Annotated in this window: 15 protein-coding genes, 1 other RNA gene and 2 pseudogenes; 12 read left to right on the top strand and 6 right to left on the bottom strand. The window is 46.3% G+C overall.

Going from position 1 to position 14,547, the window contains the following annotated elements; translation table 11 throughout:
- Positions 1–28: 28 nt before the first annotated feature.
- From bamD to pheA, 3 genes are all read left to right on the top strand, one after another.
- Complete coding sequence (gene bamD / locus LU633_RS08110; RefSeq protein WP_016191812.1) at positions 29–760, top strand: outer membrane protein assembly factor BamD; 732 nt, start codon at positions 29–31, stop codon at positions 758–760.
- 321 nt (positions 761–1,081) lie between these two features.
- The gene (gene raiA, locus LU633_RS08105) at positions 1,082–1,423 is read left to right on the top strand and encodes a ribosome-associated translation inhibitor RaiA (RefSeq protein WP_016191811.1); all 342 of its coding nucleotides are present in this window, start codon (positions 1,082–1,084) and stop codon (positions 1,421–1,423) included.
- Positions 1,424–2,005: 582 nt separating this feature from the next.
- A complete protein-coding gene (pheA, locus tag LU633_RS08100) occupies positions 2,006–3,166 on the top strand; it encodes a bifunctional chorismate mutase/prephenate dehydratase (protein ID WP_016191810.1) in 1,161 nt (386 codons plus the stop codon).
- 178 nt (positions 3,167–3,344) lie between these two features.
- On the opposite strand, the gene grcA is transcribed toward pheA, so the two are convergent.
- On the bottom strand, positions 3,345–3,728 hold the full coding sequence (grcA, locus tag LU633_RS08095) for an autonomous glycyl radical cofactor GrcA (RefSeq protein WP_016191809.1): 384 nt from the start codon (positions 3,726–3,728) through the stop codon (positions 3,345–3,347).
- A 284-nt stretch (positions 3,729–4,012) separates the two neighbouring features.
- Here grcA and ung point away from each other — a divergent pair, with 284 nt between their 5' ends.
- Positions 4,013–4,690: a uracil-DNA glycosylase gene (ung, locus tag LU633_RS08090; protein ID WP_016191808.1), complete on the top strand. Its 678-nt coding sequence runs from the start codon at positions 4,013–4,015 to the stop codon at positions 4,688–4,690.
- An 86-nt stretch (positions 4,691–4,776) separates the two neighbouring features.
- On the opposite strand, the gene grpE is transcribed toward ung, so the two are convergent.
- Positions 4,777–5,358 carry a nucleotide exchange factor GrpE gene (gene grpE / locus LU633_RS08085; RefSeq protein ID WP_016191807.1) on the bottom strand — a complete coding sequence of 194 codons (582 nt, stop codon included), beginning with the start codon at positions 5,356–5,358 and terminating at the stop codon, positions 4,777–4,779.
- A gap of 125 nt (positions 5,359–5,483) precedes the next feature.
- On the opposite strand from grpE, the gene nadK reads away from it, so the two are divergent.
- From nadK to bamE, 3 genes are all read left to right on the top strand, one after another.
- Positions 5,484–6,362: an NAD(+) kinase gene (gene nadK, locus LU633_RS08080; RefSeq protein ID WP_016191806.1), complete on the top strand. Its 879-nt coding sequence runs from the start codon at positions 5,484–5,486 to the stop codon at positions 6,360–6,362.
- Between the two features lie 87 nt (positions 6,363–6,449).
- The gene (gene recN / locus LU633_RS08075) at positions 6,450–8,111 is read left to right on the top strand and encodes a DNA repair protein RecN (protein ID WP_016191805.1); all 1,662 of its coding nucleotides are present in this window, start codon (positions 6,450–6,452) and stop codon (positions 8,109–8,111) included.
- Between the two features lie 151 nt (positions 8,112–8,262).
- Positions 8,263–8,610 carry an outer membrane protein assembly factor BamE gene (bamE, locus tag LU633_RS08070; RefSeq protein ID WP_016191804.1) on the top strand — a complete coding sequence of 116 codons (348 nt, stop codon included), beginning with the start codon at positions 8,263–8,265 and terminating at the stop codon, positions 8,608–8,610.
- A gap of 72 nt (positions 8,611–8,682) precedes the next feature.
- Here the strand turns inward: bamE and LU633_RS08065 are convergent.
- The 4 genes and pseudogenes from LU633_RS08065 to LU633_RS08050 form a co-directional block, all read right to left on the bottom strand.
- Positions 8,683–9,702 (bottom strand): annotated as a pseudogene (locus LU633_RS08065) (IS481 family transposase).
- 170 nt (positions 9,703–9,872) lie between these two features.
- A pseudogene (gene tnpA, locus LU633_RS08060) lies at positions 9,873–10,313 on the bottom strand (IS200/IS605 family transposase); the annotation flags it as partial.
- 143 nt (positions 10,314–10,456) lie between these two features.
- Complete coding sequence (locus LU633_RS08055) at positions 10,457–10,744, bottom strand: RnfH family protein (protein WP_016191801.1); 288 nt, start codon at positions 10,742–10,744, stop codon at positions 10,457–10,459.
- On the bottom strand, positions 10,737–11,171 hold the full coding sequence (locus tag LU633_RS08050; RefSeq protein WP_016191800.1) for a type II toxin-antitoxin system RatA family toxin: 435 nt from the start codon (positions 11,169–11,171) through the stop codon (positions 10,737–10,739). Before LU633_RS08050 ends, LU633_RS08055 begins: the two co-directional genes overlap by 8 nt.
- 157 nt (positions 11,172–11,328) lie before the next feature.
- Between LU633_RS08050 and smpB the strand changes: the two genes are divergently transcribed.
- The 5 genes from smpB (at position 11,329) to LU633_RS08025 (ending at position 14,485) form a co-directional block, all read left to right on the top strand.
- Entirely contained in the window at positions 11,329–11,811 is a 483-nt protein-coding gene (gene smpB / locus LU633_RS08045; protein ID WP_016191799.1) for an SsrA-binding protein SmpB, read from the top strand.
- Between the two features lie 49 nt (positions 11,812–11,860).
- Positions 11,861–12,241, top strand: a transfer-messenger RNA (tmRNA) gene (gene ssrA / locus LU633_RS08040).
- A gap of 248 nt (positions 12,242–12,489) precedes the next feature.
- Positions 12,490–12,744: a DinI-like family protein gene (locus LU633_RS08035; protein ID WP_016191798.1), complete on the top strand. Its 255-nt coding sequence runs from the start codon at positions 12,490–12,492 to the stop codon at positions 12,742–12,744.
- Between the two features lie 126 nt (positions 12,745–12,870).
- Positions 12,871–13,173 carry a hypothetical protein gene (locus LU633_RS08030; RefSeq protein ID WP_016191797.1) on the top strand — a complete coding sequence of 101 codons (303 nt, stop codon included), beginning with the start codon at positions 12,871–12,873 and terminating at the stop codon, positions 13,171–13,173.
- 88 nt (positions 13,174–13,261) lie between these two features.
- Entirely contained in the window at positions 13,262–14,485 is a 1,224-nt protein-coding gene (locus LU633_RS08025) for an IS91 family transposase (protein WP_046371785.1), read from the top strand.
- Positions 14,486–14,547 lie beyond the last annotated feature (62 nt).

Below are 14,547 nucleotides of genomic sequence, written 5' to 3'. Positions count from 1 at the left end.
TAACACTTCTGAGGATAATCAAATCGTCATGACGCGTATGAAATATCTGGTGGCTGCAACCACGTTGAGCCTGGCATTGGCAGGTTGTTCCGGCTCGAAGGACATCGTCCCCGATAGCCCACCTTCTGAGATCTATGCCACAGCCCAGCAAAAACTGCAGGACGGTAACTTTAAAGGAGCAATAACGCAACTGGAAGCACTCGATAACCGCTATCCATTTGGGCCTTACTCCCAACAAGTTCAGTTAGATCTGATTTACGCTTATTACAAAAATGCCGATTTGCCATTAGCGCAAGCTGCAATCGATCGCTTTATGCGTCTGAATCCGACTCATCTTAATATAGATTACGTAATCTATATACGCGGTCTGACAGATATGACTCTGGACGACAGCGCTCTGCAGGGCTTTTTCGGCATCGATCGTTCCGATCGCGATCCCAGCCACGCGCGGGATGCGTTTCATGATTTCTCTCAATTGCTGCGCGGTTATCCAAACAGTCAGTATGCTACAGATGCAAGAAAGCGTCTGATATATCTCAAAGATCGCCTGGCAAAATATGAACTCTCCGTCGCACAGTTTTACACCAAGCGCGGAGCGTACGTTGCTGTTGTCAATCGTGTTGAACAAATGATGAAGGATTATCCAGATACCCAAGCAACGCGCAATGCTTTGTCCTTGATGGAAAATGCCTATCGCCAGCTGCAGTTAAGCACACAGGCGGACAAGGTCGCTAACATTATTGCCGCAAATAAAGCTTGATTAACACAAAGGAGCTGCTGCGATCAGCTCCTTTTACTCTCTGTTTCACACAGATACTTCATTTGATAATTATATTCTTCAACAGGCTTTAACAGTTAGTTTTTACTGTTCAATCTTTTCCTATGTCAGGATAAACTGCCAATAAGGCATTTTGACTATCCCCCAAGATTTTTTCCTGCACCACTACGATCTATTCCTCTCTCTCAAATTTTTTCTCATTGACAAAACGTGACAAAAAAAAGTCTTGCAGATACTTCACTGTCCTCATTTTCGAGGTATGCTAAATTAACATCCGACGGAAATGACAGAGAGGTAGGTACTATGGTTCTGAACATTACCAGTAAGCAAATGGACATCACTCCGGCAATCCGCCAACATGTCGAAGAACGTCTGGCTAAACTTGAAAAATGGCAGACTCACCTGATTAATCCCCATATTGTCCTGTCTAAAGAGCCGAAAGAATTTGTCGCGGATGCAACAATCAATACGCCGAACGGGCCATTGATTGCGAGTGCAAAACATGAAGATATGTATACTGCAATTAATGAGCTAATTAACAAACTTGGACGCCAACTTAACAAGGTTCAACACAAGAGTGAGGCACGCCGTGCCGCAGCCAGCGTTAAAGATCTCAGCATTATCGATGAAGAATCAGTGCATTAAGCATCCATGACCTCATGAGCAAAACAGGCCAGCCCATGGTTGGTCTGTTCTTATTGCAGATACGGAAGGTTCAGTTCAAAGAGTCTACTCTCTGATAAATTGAGATATTACCTTATGGATTTTGCAGTCAGATTGCATTATTCAGCTGATTTATGACAATAATTCCCTCATATCCAATCCGCAAAAAACCAGCTCTCGTCAATCACTGACGGCTATCTTAAATTTTATTTAAAGCACACTGTCTTATGCAGATTGTTCAGAACACAGCCACAATCATAATGTTTGCTTATAAATTAAAAAATCACCCCAAATAATCATAACAAGACCAGGAACCTGAGGATTATATTTTCTGGACCAGTCTGGTGAATCGTTGCGATCTTACGTTTTTAATTGACACAGAGAAATTGCAGCGGTTACTTTAACCCTTCAAAAACGATGATCAACATTATGAAAATAAAGTCGTTGTTCTTAAAATTCCTTTTTATACCCTCTTGATTCGAGTGACAGTAGATTGCGAAAAGAGGAATATGATCAGGCCTCCCAAATGGGGGGCTTTATTGTAAATATCTGACAGGTAGTACTATGAATGAGAGAAATCCGCTGCTGCAACTACGCCAGAAGATCAGCACGCTTGATGCTGAATTAATAGGCTTACTTGCTTCTCGCCGGAAACTGGCACTGGAGGTAGCTAAAACAAAAATGGCTACCCATAAACCAATTCGTGACATTGAACGAGAACACGAACTTCTTGAAGATCTTGTTATAAAAGCGAAAACACATGAGCTTGATGCATACTATATCACCCGCCTTTTCCAGTTAATCATTGAAGACTCTGTTTTAACACAGCAGGCTTTGCTGCAAAAAAATCTGAATCGGACTGACACGCATACCGTCCGTATAGCGTTTTTGGGTCCTATAGGTTCTTATTCTCATCTAGCTTGTCGTTACTATGGAAGCAGACATTTTGATAATATCATTGAAAGCGGCTGCCTTAATTTTAGGGATATTTTCAGTAAGGTGGAAACAGGCCAGGCTGACTATGCTGTGCTACCGATTGAAAATACCAGTTCTGGCTCCATCAATGAAGTTTACGATCTTCTACAGCAAACAAGCCTTTCTATTGTTGGTGAGTTGACGATCGCCATCGATCATTGCGTACTGGTTTCCGGCTCTACGCATTTACAGCAAATCGATACGGTGTACAGCCACCCACAACCGTTCCAGCAGTGCAGCCAATTCATCCATCGCTATCCACATTGGAAGATTGAATACACCGAAAGTACCGCAGCGGCAATGGAAAAAGTAGCAGCACTCAACTCATCAAAAGTAGCTGCTCTCGGAAGTGAAGCAGGTGGGAAGCTATATGGATTGCAGGTAATTGAACGCAATCTGGCCAATCAGCAACAAAACTATACACGCTTTATTGTCCTTGCACGCAAGCCTGTTGAAGTAACGATACAGGCACCGGCGAAAACGACATTGATCATGGCAACCGGCCAACAAGCTGGTGCGCTGGTAGAAGCGTTATTGGTTTTAAGACAACATAACTTACCAATGAGCAAACTTGAATCACGTCCAATCAATGGTAACCCATGGGAGGAGATGTTCTATATTGATTTTCAAGGAAATTTACGTTCAGAAACTGTGCAGCAAGCTGTACGGGAACTGGCCACCATGACACGCTCACTGAAAGTGTTAGGCTGTTACCCCAGTGAAAATATTGCTCCTGTTGCAACCAAATAACAGGAAGAACAGCCGCAAATGCGGCTGTTCTCGATTAAGCAGGATACTTGTAATTTAAACGCTTGCCTGTTTCACATTCAGACAACCTGTTCTGTATAAGAACTCCCGCTCTAATTCTAAAACGCGTCACTTTTGATACATCACCCTATAGGCAGATAACCATTTAGCGTTCTTGCTATCAAAGACTTTCCGTAAAGGTACGAGCAATCACATCACGCTGCTGCTCAGGTGTCAACGAATTGAAGCGGACAGCATAACCAGAAACACGGATTGTCAATTGTGGATATTTTTCGGGATGGTTTACAGCATCTTCCAGTGTTTCACGGCGGAGCACATTGACATTCAAATGCTGCCCACCTTCAATCCGTACCTGCGGTTTCATTTCGAGAGGGAGCTCACGAAACTCACAGTTGTCAAGCTCACTAAGGGCAACGATTTGATCTTCGTGATAATGAGATTTTGCACAGATACAGCGTGCCTGCCCTTTTTCATTGTCAAGCAACCAGACTGAATTTAACAACGCAGGATTGGGGGTGTTGCTGATTTGAACTCCGGTAATCATATTAGGCCTCCCAAGCTATCTAATGTTGAGAATTATCGATTCATGAGAATCTTGCTACTGAATAGTCATGCTCGACACTATATATCAGGCCGTAAGGAAGATAATTTTGATTCTAATCAACTCTGGCTTCGTAAGTAAAATCCTACATTGACCAACCTATTGATATAAATCAATTTAGATGAATGGCGTAGAAAAAATTATTTTATAAATTTCAGTTTATTTTAATTTTGTACTGGTTCGAATTCACGTTAAGCTACCGCCAGGTAGTTCTTGAGGAGGCAGACATGGTCAATAAACTGACCTGGCACGACGTACTGGCACAGGAAAAAGAAAAAGATTATTTTATCAGAACATTATCTTTAGTAGCGCAAGAGCGATCGGCAGGTAAAGCTATTTATCCTCCTCAGAAGGATGTATTCAACGCATTTCGCCTTACAGAACTAGGTAATGTAAAAGTGGTGATTCTCGGTCAGGACCCTTATCACGGGCATGGACAGGCGCACGGTTTGTCTTTTTCAGTGTTACCGGGTGTCGCAGTGCCGCCTTCCCTACTCAATATTTATAAAGAGCTGGAAACAGATATTCCTGACTTTGTACGCCCTGAACATGGATTTCTTGAAAGTTGGGCACTGCAGGGAGTATTACTACTTAATTCAGTTCTGACTGTAGAGAAAGGGCAAGCGCACTCTCATGCCCGTTTTGGCTGGGAAACATTTACAGATAACGTAATAGCCGCTATAAATGAGCATCGCGAAGGTGTGGTATTTTTGCTATGGGGTTCTCATGCCCAGAAGAAAGGCGCAATTATTGACAGACACCGCCATTACATTTTACAAGCTCCTCATCCTTCGCCGCTCTCAGCGCACAGAGGCTTTTTTGGGTGCAAGCATTTTTCAAAAACTAACCAGTGGCTGACTCAACACGGCGAGGAAAACATCAACTGGATGCCAAACTTACCATAACAAAGCGCTTAAGCGACAGAGGGTTATAAAGGTTTAATGCTATAAACAGGCATTAAACCTTTATAAAAGGTCAGTAGCAGTAAAAATTAAGCTTTAGGCTTAGAAACCGCAACCATCGCAGGGCGAAGTAGACGGCCATTAAGAATGTACCCTCGCTGCATTACCAGAAGTACATGGTTAGGTGCAACATCTTCGGATTCCATCATTGACATCGCCTGGTGAATCTCAGGATTGAAGGGAACATTTATATCTCCAACCACTTCAACACCAAACTTACCTACGGCACCCAATAGTGATTTCAATGTCAGATCTATTCCCTCAACCATAGCCGTTAGTTCAGGATTTTCTTTATCCACAACTTCGAGTGCGCGCTCCAGACTGTCTATCACGGGCAGCAGCTCATTGGCAAATTTTTCTAAAGCGAACTTATGCGCTTTTTCAACATCTTGCTCTGTACGACGGCGAATATTTTCGATTTCAGCCTGTGCACGAAGTTGCGCTTCACGCACACCACCTTGTGCCAGTGCAAGTTCAGCCTCCAGTTCAGTAATCCGCTCATTTTTAACTTCCAGCTCATCTGCTGGCTGGGTTTCCTGCGCGGATACCTGCTCCTTATCCATCTCATCTGAGACTTGCTCGTTTGGTGCTTTCTGTTCTTTACTACTCATGGAATTCTCCGCATTTATCCACATTCGTCTCGCTCGTTCGCTTATTATGGGGATAAGAATTGTGGTTTCAAGGGAATCCATCACATTGTCTGAGGTAGTTTACCTTAATAAGGAATACCCATTTTATGAAGAACCATTTCAACTGCATCGGTATTGTGGGATACCCGCGCCACCCTAATGCACTGACAACGCATGAAATGCTCTGCCGCTGGCTCACAACAAAGGGATTCAGGGTCATAGTTGAGCAGCAGATCGCTGCAGAGTTGAATTTATGCGACGTTGAAACAGGAACCCTCAATGAAGTCGGTCAGAAAGCGGACCTGGCAGTTGTCGTTGGTGGTGACGGTAATATGCTGGGTACCGCTCGCGTACTGGCTCGCTACGATATCAAAGTTATTGGTGTAAATCGGGGTAACCTTGGCTTTCTTACCGATTTGGATCCTGACAATGCTCAACAACAGCTGGCTGACGTGCTGGAAGGAAAATACATTACTGAAAGTCGTTTTTTACTTGAAGCCAGAGTTTGCCGTCAGGCATGCGATCCCAGAATTGGCACCGCTATTAATGAAGTGGTGCTTCATCCTGGAAAAGTAGCGCATATGATTGAGTTTGAAGTCTACATTGATGAAAAATTCGCCTTTTCACAACGTTCAGATGGCCTAATCATCTCAACCCCTACGGGTTCGACTGCTTATTCGCTCTCTGCTGGCGGCCCCATTCTAACCCCTTCTCTGGATGCTATTGCGATTGTGCCAATGTTCCCCCATACACTGTCTGCGCGTCCGCTTGTAATCAATAGCAGCAGCACTATCCAACTGCGTTTTTCCCATATGCACAGCGATTTGGAAATCAGTTGTGACAGTCAGATAGCCTTACCTATTCATGAAGGAGAAGACGTTCTTATCCGTCGAAATGAGGATCATCTAAATTTAATTCACCCCATAAACTATAATTATTTCAAAACACTAAGCTCAAAGCTGAACTGGTCAAAAAAATTATTTTAGAAACTATGCATAACAACTTTACTGGTTATAAAAACAGTTTATACTGTATAAAAAATCATATCTGTTTATTTATACAGGAGCACTGTCATGCTGGCACAACTGACTATCAGTAATTTTGCAATTGTCCGCGCACTTGAAGTCGATTTTCAGCACGGCATGACGGCTATTACCGGCGAAACAGGGGCTGGGAAATCAATTGCAATCGATGCCTTGAATCTGTGTCTGGGGGGGCGTGCAGAAGCAAATATGGTTCGCTCGGGTGCCACCAGAGCAGATATCTGTGCCAGTTTTGCCTTAAAGGACAATCCTTCCGCTTTAGAATGGCTCATTGCTAACCAACTTAATGAAAACAATGAATGTCTTTTACGCCGCACGATAAGTAATGATGGCCGTTCAAAGAGCTTCATTAACGGCACGACTGTACCACTCTCACAGCTACGCGAGTTAGGGCAATTACTTATTCAGATTCATGGACAACACGCACACCAACTGTTGCTTAAATCCGAACATCAAAAAACGCTTCTGGATGGTTATGCCGGCGAAAACATTCTTTTAAAACAAATGGCAGATAGCTATCATCAATGGCATCAGAGCTTTCGCTTATTAGCTCAACATCAGCAACTATCGCAGGAGCGTGAATCACGTCGCGAACTATTACAGTACCAATTGAAGGAGCTCAATGAATTTGCGCCACAAATTGGTGAATACGAACTTATTGATGAAGAATATACGCGACTGGCAAACAGTGGGCAGCTACTTTCAACAGGACAACAAGCCCTTGTGATACTTGCTGATGCCGAAGACAGTTCAGTACAAAATCATCTTCACACCACCCAACAATTGCTCAGTAGACTTGCTGCAATGGATAGTAAATTGGTCGGTGTCTGTGCCCTACTCAATGAAGCTGCAATTCAGATTGGTGAAGCCAGTGATGAATTACGCCATTACTGTGAAAGACTGGACCTCGATCCTAATCGGCTTCATGATCTCGAGCAGCGTCTTACCCGACAGATTACGTTGGCACGCAAGCATCATGTCCCGCCGGAGCATCTGCCATTATTTCACCAACAATTATTGGACGAACAGGAAGTGCTCAATCAACAGGAAAACGATCAGGAAAACCTGGCATTGCTTGTTGCACAAAATCATCAGATAGCTCTCAAATATGCTGAAGAACTTCATCAGCGCCGTGTTCATTATGCGCATGAACTTGGTCAGCTCATCGGTGAGAGGATGCATGCGCTGTCTATGCCATATGGGCAGATGGATATCAATATTAGTTACAATCCCGATCACCTTACTGCAGAAGGCGCAGACCACGTTGATTTTCGCATAAGCACCAACCCCGGCCAGCCTTTGCAGCCGTTATCAAAAGTGTCTTCAGGCGGAGAACTTTCACGTATCACGCTTGCAATTCAGGTTATAACTGCACAGAAAATGGACACGCCAGCGCTCATTTTCGATGAAATCGATGCAGGTATTAGTGGCCCTACGGCCGCTGTTGTTGGCAAAATGTTGCGCCAGTTGGGAGAGTCTACCCAAGTGATATGTGTCACTCATTTGCCGCAAGTAGCGGGTTGTGGTCATCATCACTTTTTTGTCAGTAAAAAAACTGACAGAGAAATGACAGAAACTCATATGCTTTCTCTCAATAAACAGGCCAGGCTCCAGGAACTGGCACGTTTATTGGGTGGGGGTGAAGTCACATGCAACACATTAGCAAATGCAAAAGAGCTTTTGGCAGCCTGATACGGCACTTTTCAGACTAACCTTGGTCTGAGACATCATTCACAAAGGTTTCAAACTGTGGAAAGGTTTATTATCATCGGTTGTTACGCTGTCATCGTAACAACTGTACGATGTAAACAGACCGTTGGCCCTTAAAGGAATCAATATACTTATGCGCTGTAAAACGCTGACTGCCGCTGCGATGGTTTTCTTAATGATAACCGCTGGATGTTCTGCTTTTGAGCAAGTGGTTTATCGGCCAGACATCAACCAGGGGAATTACCTCGTTGCAAATGATATTTCCAAAATCCATACCGGCATGAACCAACAGCAGGTTGTTTACACCCTCGGAACACCAATGATGCGCGATCCTTTCGGTAGCAATGTTTGGTATTATGTATTCCGCCAGCAGCCGGGACATGAACCCGTTACTCAGCAAACACTTACGCTTACCTTTGATAACAAAGGCACACTGGTCAATATCGATAACAGACCTAATCTGACCAGTCAGAAAAGTTGAGGTGGATTAGCTAATGTACTAGCTCAGACCTGATCTGACAGTTACCGGTTATTTATACAGGTGTCTGTCAGATTACATCCGGTTCAGATCCTTTTCTGCCCAGACCCGTTTTCCATCAAGTAACGTGGCCATTGGCGTTCGCCCGCAGCACATTTTTCCCTGATGAGTTCGCTCATTATTGTCATGCCACAACCCGTTGTCCAGATCTGCCTGCAGGCTCTCCAGGTCCCCATATCACTTCTTGCGGAACGTAACCTGATAAAAATCCTGCAAAATCGTTTTATGGAAGCGCTCGCAGATGCCGTTCGTCTGTGGGGACATCGCCTTCGTTTTCGTATGGGCGATATCGTTGATGGCCAGATAAAGCTGGTAATCATGCTGCTCCACCTTACCACAGTACTCCGTTCCCCTGTCGGTCAGTCTTCTCAGCACCGGCAGGCCCTGAGCCTCACAGAACGGCCGTCGGCGGCGGTGTTCGGCGTTTTACTCGTATACCGCTTGCAGTGCGCCACTTTCGGGTATGTATCCACGAACGTCTGCGGGCAGATACGGCCCCCCTTTCAGATTGCCAGCACAGAAGGTGTCCTGCGACCCGGGATAGCCCGGGTGAGCGGTCTCGATTTCGCCGCTGGCCTCATCATCATGCGCCTTTTTCTCCAGCGCGGCGATTGGGGCACCGGTAAGCACGATGGCTTCTCTGACGAGCTTTTCCTCAGGCGCCTTCAGGCGTTTACGGAAGTTCTCCAGGTCGTGTCGTTGCCAGATGGCGCGCACGCTGCTGCCGGAGGTAAACACGCCTTTTTTACGCAGCTCATCACTGGTCCGGTGCTGCCCGTGGGCCGGGAACTCAACGGCATATTCAACAACAGCGCGTTCAGTGGCTTCGTCGGCGCGGTTCTTCAGGTTGGGAACCCGGCGGTTCTGGTTAACCAGTGCATCGATGCCACCTTCAGCAGCCAGTTCCTGATAACGGTAAAACGTGTCGCGCGACACGCCCATGATCTTGCAGGCTTTTGATACGTTACCAAGTTCTTCGGCGAGATTGAGCAGGCCGGCTTTGTGTTTGATGATGGGATTGTGAGTATGAAGCATGAGAGTGACCTCGCGTTTTGTTTAAGGATTAGACACCCATATCAAAACCGGTAAATCTCAACCTTTCAAGGTCCAGTGTCAGATCAAGTCGCGACTAATACATGTAAAAAGCCACCTGCATAGCAGGTGGCTTTGACACCGCCCCCTAAAAGGGGGCTTAAACACCACCTTTCCAGTCCGAGCTGTATGTGCCTTTCTTCTTCCTCTTTGGCAACCTTGTCCTGGTACCGCACATACCTTCGAATTACTTCTTCTTTTGCACCCACCGAATCCACAAAATACCCTCTTTGCTAAAAGTGGTTACACCAAAGCTTGTGCTTCCTGAGATAAGGAAACTTCGCGAACAGCCTGATGGCCGTTCGCCCTTTCACAAATCCCATCAACTCAGAAACACTCAAGCCAGGCGGCGTCCTCACCACCAGATGCATATGATATATCTCCACATTTAGCTCAACTACTGTGCATTTTTTCATATTGCTGTAAATGTAGATGCTGCGGTAAACCTCTTTACCGAGATTACCTTTGAGGATTTTGTATCTGTACTTCGGTGTCCATACAAGATGATACTGACAGCGATAGAATACGTGGGAAGCGGATTCATATCTGCTCATGCTATTTACTCCTTGATTTGCTGGTAACAAACCGGGGCAGTATTTAGCATGGGCATTCTACCGGCAAAGCCCCACATGAACGATCACCACCTCCACAGGAGGTGGTTTAGTGTTGATAATAAAAAGTAAGGCGCGACAGCACCTTACTTTTTTGCGGCTCTTTCTGCACGCTGTCGACGCAAATCTTTAGGATCGGCTAAAAGGGGACGATATATTTCAATCCGGTCACCACTATGCACCTCGTTGTGAAGCTTCACTGGACGACTAAATACTCCTATCTTATTACTTGAAAGATCAATATCTGCACGTAAAGTAAGGATTCCAGACTTTTCAATAGCCTGTTTTATAGTGCTACCCTCTGCCACGTTCACTGCAAGGAGATACTGTTTTTCAGGAAGAGCATAAGCAACTTCAACAGCTATTTCAGACACTGTATACCTCTTTCGCACGCAGTGTGAATGCCTGAACCATGCCGTTGGCAAGCTCCTTGAAAACTCGCCCAAATGCGAGTTCTACCAACATGTTGTTAAACTCAAACTCTAAATTTAGTTCGACCTTGCATGCTTCATCTCCGAGTGCTGTGAAGACCCATCCTCCAGTTAATTTCCGAAACGGCCCCTCGACAAGTTGCATACTAATACTTTGATTATTAGTGAGGGTATTACGCGTTATGAAAGTCTTGCTTATCCCTGCCTTTGACACATCAACTGAGGCTGTCATTTGTTGTTCACTGGATTCAAGTACGCGACTACTTGTGCATCCCGGAAGAAATTCAGGATATGAATCAACATCATTTATCAATCTGAACATTTGCTCCGCACTGTAAGGTACTAATGCAGAACGACTAATCTGAGACATAGTATTACCTGTTAATTTTCTAACCCATCAATAGTAACATTGCCTGATATCAAACAAAAATTCTAAGCTTTGAACATTCTGCTAAAATAGCGTTTTCCCTGAAACGGCCATTACAGGGATGTCATCAATCTTCGCTTCGTGTAAACTAAATAGCATTATGACAAAGAAAAAAGCACACAAACCGGGTTCTGCAACCATTGCAATGAATAAACGCGCACGGCATGAATACTTCATTGAGGAAGAGTTCGAAGCCGGGCTTTCATTACAAGGATGGGAAGTAAAATCCCTTCGGGCAGGTAAAGCTAACATCAGCGATAGTTATATCCTGCTACGTGATGGAGAAGCCTATTTATTTGGTTCGACTTTTCAAGCACTAAGTGTCGCTTCATCCCATGTCGTTTGCGACCCAACACGTAATCGCAAACTGCTCCTGAAACAACGTGAACTGGATTCCTTATATGGTAAGGTAAACCGCGAGGGCTACACGGTTGTCGCACTCTCACTTTACTGGAGAAATGCCTGGGCAAAGCTGAAAATAGGCGTTGCCAAGGGTAAAAAAGAACACGACAAACGCGACGATATTAAAGAGCGTGAGTGGAAGTTGGACAAGGCGCGGATAATGAAACACGCTAATCGTTAAGCCACTGGTATAACCGCATATTTTTCTGTTATAATGTTTAATAGTACTTGGGGCTGATTCTGGATTCGACGGGATTTGCGAAGCCCAAGGAGCATGCCGAGGGGCGGTTGGCCTCGTTAAAAGCCGCAAAAAAATAGTCGCAAACGACGAAAACTACGCACCTGCTGCAATCGCAGCTTAATCAGCCTAAGAAACTGAAGGTGTCCTCTCTCCCCAGCCTCCGCTCTTAGGACGGGGATCAAGAGAGGTCAAACCCAAAAGAGATCGCGTGGATGCCCTGCCTGGGGTTGAAGCGTTAAATCCAATCAGGCTAGTTTGTTAGTGGCGTGTCCGTTCGCAGCTAACAGGTGAATGTAAAAACCGGACTAAGCATGTAGTGCCGACGGTGTAGTAATTTCGGACGCGGGTTCAACTCCCGCCAGCTCCACCACTTTAGATAGGACTGCACCCGGACAGTGACTTTTAAAACAAGCACTTACGGACACTGACCAGACAGTAAGCAGACCATAAAAAGACAAAAAAGTGCACCTGTTATGCACGTGCATATGGTAAAAGCCTCAGATTTCACAGTCTGGGGCTTTTCTGTTTGTAACGAAGTGAAACAAAAATACATTTACCTCATCTCACTTTGCGTGCAATATTACTGTACATCCAACCAGTAAAAATCAGAGGTGCAAAATGTACGTCGAACTCATCTATGACAAACGCAATGTGGATGGCCTGCCTAATGCCAAAGCGCTGATCCTGGCCGAACTGGAAAAGCGCGTTCACCGCGTATTCCCACAAGCTGAAGTAAAAGTGAAACCAATGAATGGTGAAAGTCGCATTCAGTCAGACGCCAGCAAAAGTGACAGAGCAAAGCTAACGGCACTAATTCAGGAGATGTTTGAAGAGGCTGATATGTGGCTGGTGAATGAAGGTAATCCAGAGTGAGACGATAGTCTATTGAACACTTCACTGAATTTATATACAGACTGATCAAATACTCACCATTACTAATTCATTAACCTGAGTTATCATTCAACCGTGACAGGAATTCACATCAATCATGAGGGAATTATGAGCATCGATTATGAGCTAAAAGAATCCTCTTCGTTCGTCAATATAGTTGCAGATTCGGCGGCTATTGTAGGACTTATTGAGAATGAAGAGGAAACTATCAATATTTTCTTCACTAAAAGCTTGCCTGTAATATGCGTGGATGAAAATGGGAATGTGGGCGTTAAAGCGCTTCAAAAACAGAAGGTTGCTCCTCTAAGCCTTACCATGCATCAGGCAAATGGCTTTTTGAAAGCACTCCGACTAGCCTTGGAGCAATCCCCTTCATGTAATTTTGAAACAAAATCCGAAGGTGAAGGCTAATGAACGTAGCACGCCTTTGGCGTGAGCGGCCCTGCTGCGCAGCTTCGGGTGTTTGCATGACCGGCGCTCCGCTTTATACTCTGCAACCATGCATATCCCCCGCCCCGCCAAACTCCTCTTCACCGTCGATGACGGCTGGAACCGCTACCTCGAAAAACACGGCGACAACATCAGCGACTGGACCCGACTCTCCGTTGAGCGCATGCTCGCCTGTGGCACCTGCGCCATGGGCGTACGCCGCTACTGCTGTGCCTCGCCGGACTGCACGCACTCCCGCTTCTTCTGCCAGAGCTGCAAGTCAAAGGCCTGCAGCGCATGTGGCATGAAATCAACTGAGCAGTGGATAGCCGGGCAGCAGCACGTCCTGCCCGACTGCGAATGGCAGCACATCACCTTTACCATGCCCCACCTGCTGTGGCCCTTCTTCAGCAACAACTGGCCCCTGCTCAACGACCTGTTCCGCTGCGCCACCCGCGCCATGCTGAAGTGGGCGCGTCGGCAGGGTATAGAAGTCGGTATCTTCTGCGCCCTGCATACCTACGGCCGGCAGCTGAATCAGCATCCGCACATCCACGTGTCCGTCACCCGCGGTGGACTTGACGTAAAGCACGGCGTCTGGCGCAGCCTTTTCTTCAAAAAGAAGGCCGTGGAGGAAATCTGGCGGGGTGCCGTTATCCGCCTGCTGCGCAGCAGCTATGAGCGGGTCAGTCCCGGCACCCTGCCGGGCCTGGGCCACATCCGCGATGAGCGCCAGTGGCGGCGTTACCTGAAGGCACAGTATGGCCGGCACTGGAAGGTACACTTCGCGAAGAAGACCCGGGGAGCCTGGCACAGCGTGAAGTTCCTGGGACGCTACCTGAAGCGCCCGCCGGTGTCGGCTTCCCGTCTGCGACACTACGGCGGAGGCGCGGTAGTCCACCACTACCTCGATCACCGCACGGGAAAGCATAAACGCCAGACGCTGAGTCAGGAAGAGATGATCGGGCGCTATATCAGCCACGTTCCGGCGCGGCATTTTAAGATGGTGCGCTACTCCGGCTTTCTGGCCAACCGCAAGCGGGGTACGCTGCTGCCGAAAGTCTGGGAAGCGCTGTCGATGACGGAACGGGAAAAACCGAAGCGGCCCGGGTTTGCGGTGCTGATGAAGGGCTTCCTGGGCACGGATCCGTACCAGTGCATCCTCTGCAAAGGCCGGCTGCGTTTTGCCGGCGCCGTGGCGGGTAAGCACGCCACAAAAATGCTCTCTGACAGGCTGCATCAGATGGCGAAAAAACGATGGCTGCGGATGCCTGAGCTGGATCGGTGCGCCTGAAAAACAGGTTTCAGTTTAAAAATACGTCGAAGATGACATTTTTACATCAAACCCTACGTAGA

The sequence above is a fragment of the Erwinia tracheiphila genome (genome assembly GCF_021365465.1).
In the GTDB taxonomy this organism is placed as follows: Bacteria; Pseudomonadota; Gammaproteobacteria; order Enterobacterales; family Enterobacteriaceae; genus Erwinia; species Erwinia tracheiphila.
Note: the sequence above shows the minus strand (reverse complement) of the source record. Positions and strands in the feature narration are given on the sequence as shown.

Excerpts from the sequence above, each read along its gene's own strand:
- bamD (WP_016191812.1), top strand. The coding sequence starts at position 29 with ATGACGCGTATGAAATATCTGGTGGCTGCAACCACGTTGAGCCTGGCA.
- raiA (WP_016191811.1), top strand. The coding sequence starts at position 1,082 with ATGGTTCTGAACATTACCAGTAAGCAAATGGACATCACTCCGGCAATC.
- pheA (WP_016191810.1), top strand. The coding sequence starts at position 2,006 with ATGAATGAGAGAAATCCGCTGCTGCAACTACGCCAGAAGATCAGCACG.
- grcA (WP_016191809.1), bottom strand. The coding sequence starts at position 3,728 with ATGATTACCGGAGTTCAAATCAGCAACACCCCCAATCCTGCGTTGTTA.
- ung (WP_016191808.1), top strand. The coding sequence starts at position 4,013 with ATGGTCAATAAACTGACCTGGCACGACGTACTGGCACAGGAAAAAGAA.
- grpE (WP_016191807.1), bottom strand. The coding sequence starts at position 5,358 with ATGAGTAGTAAAGAACAGAAAGCACCAAACGAGCAAGTCTCAGATGAG.
- nadK (WP_016191806.1), top strand. The coding sequence starts at position 5,484 with ATGAAGAACCATTTCAACTGCATCGGTATTGTGGGATACCCGCGCCAC.
- recN (WP_016191805.1), top strand. The coding sequence starts at position 6,450 with ATGCTGGCACAACTGACTATCAGTAATTTTGCAATTGTCCGCGCACTT.
- bamE (WP_016191804.1), top strand. The coding sequence starts at position 8,263 with ATGCGCTGTAAAACGCTGACTGCCGCTGCGATGGTTTTCTTAATGATA.
- LU633_RS08050 (WP_016191800.1), bottom strand. The coding sequence starts at position 11,171 with ATGTCTCAGATTAGTCGTTCTGCATTAGTACCTTACAGTGCGGAGCAA.
- smpB (WP_016191799.1), top strand. The coding sequence starts at position 11,329 with ATGACAAAGAAAAAAGCACACAAACCGGGTTCTGCAACCATTGCAATG.
- LU633_RS08035 (WP_016191798.1), top strand. The coding sequence starts at position 12,490 with ATGTACGTCGAACTCATCTATGACAAACGCAATGTGGATGGCCTGCCT.
- LU633_RS08030 (WP_016191797.1), top strand. The coding sequence starts at position 12,871 with ATGAGCATCGATTATGAGCTAAAAGAATCCTCTTCGTTCGTCAATATA.
- LU633_RS08025 (WP_046371785.1), top strand. The coding sequence starts at position 13,262 with ATGCATATCCCCCGCCCCGCCAAACTCCTCTTCACCGTCGATGACGGC.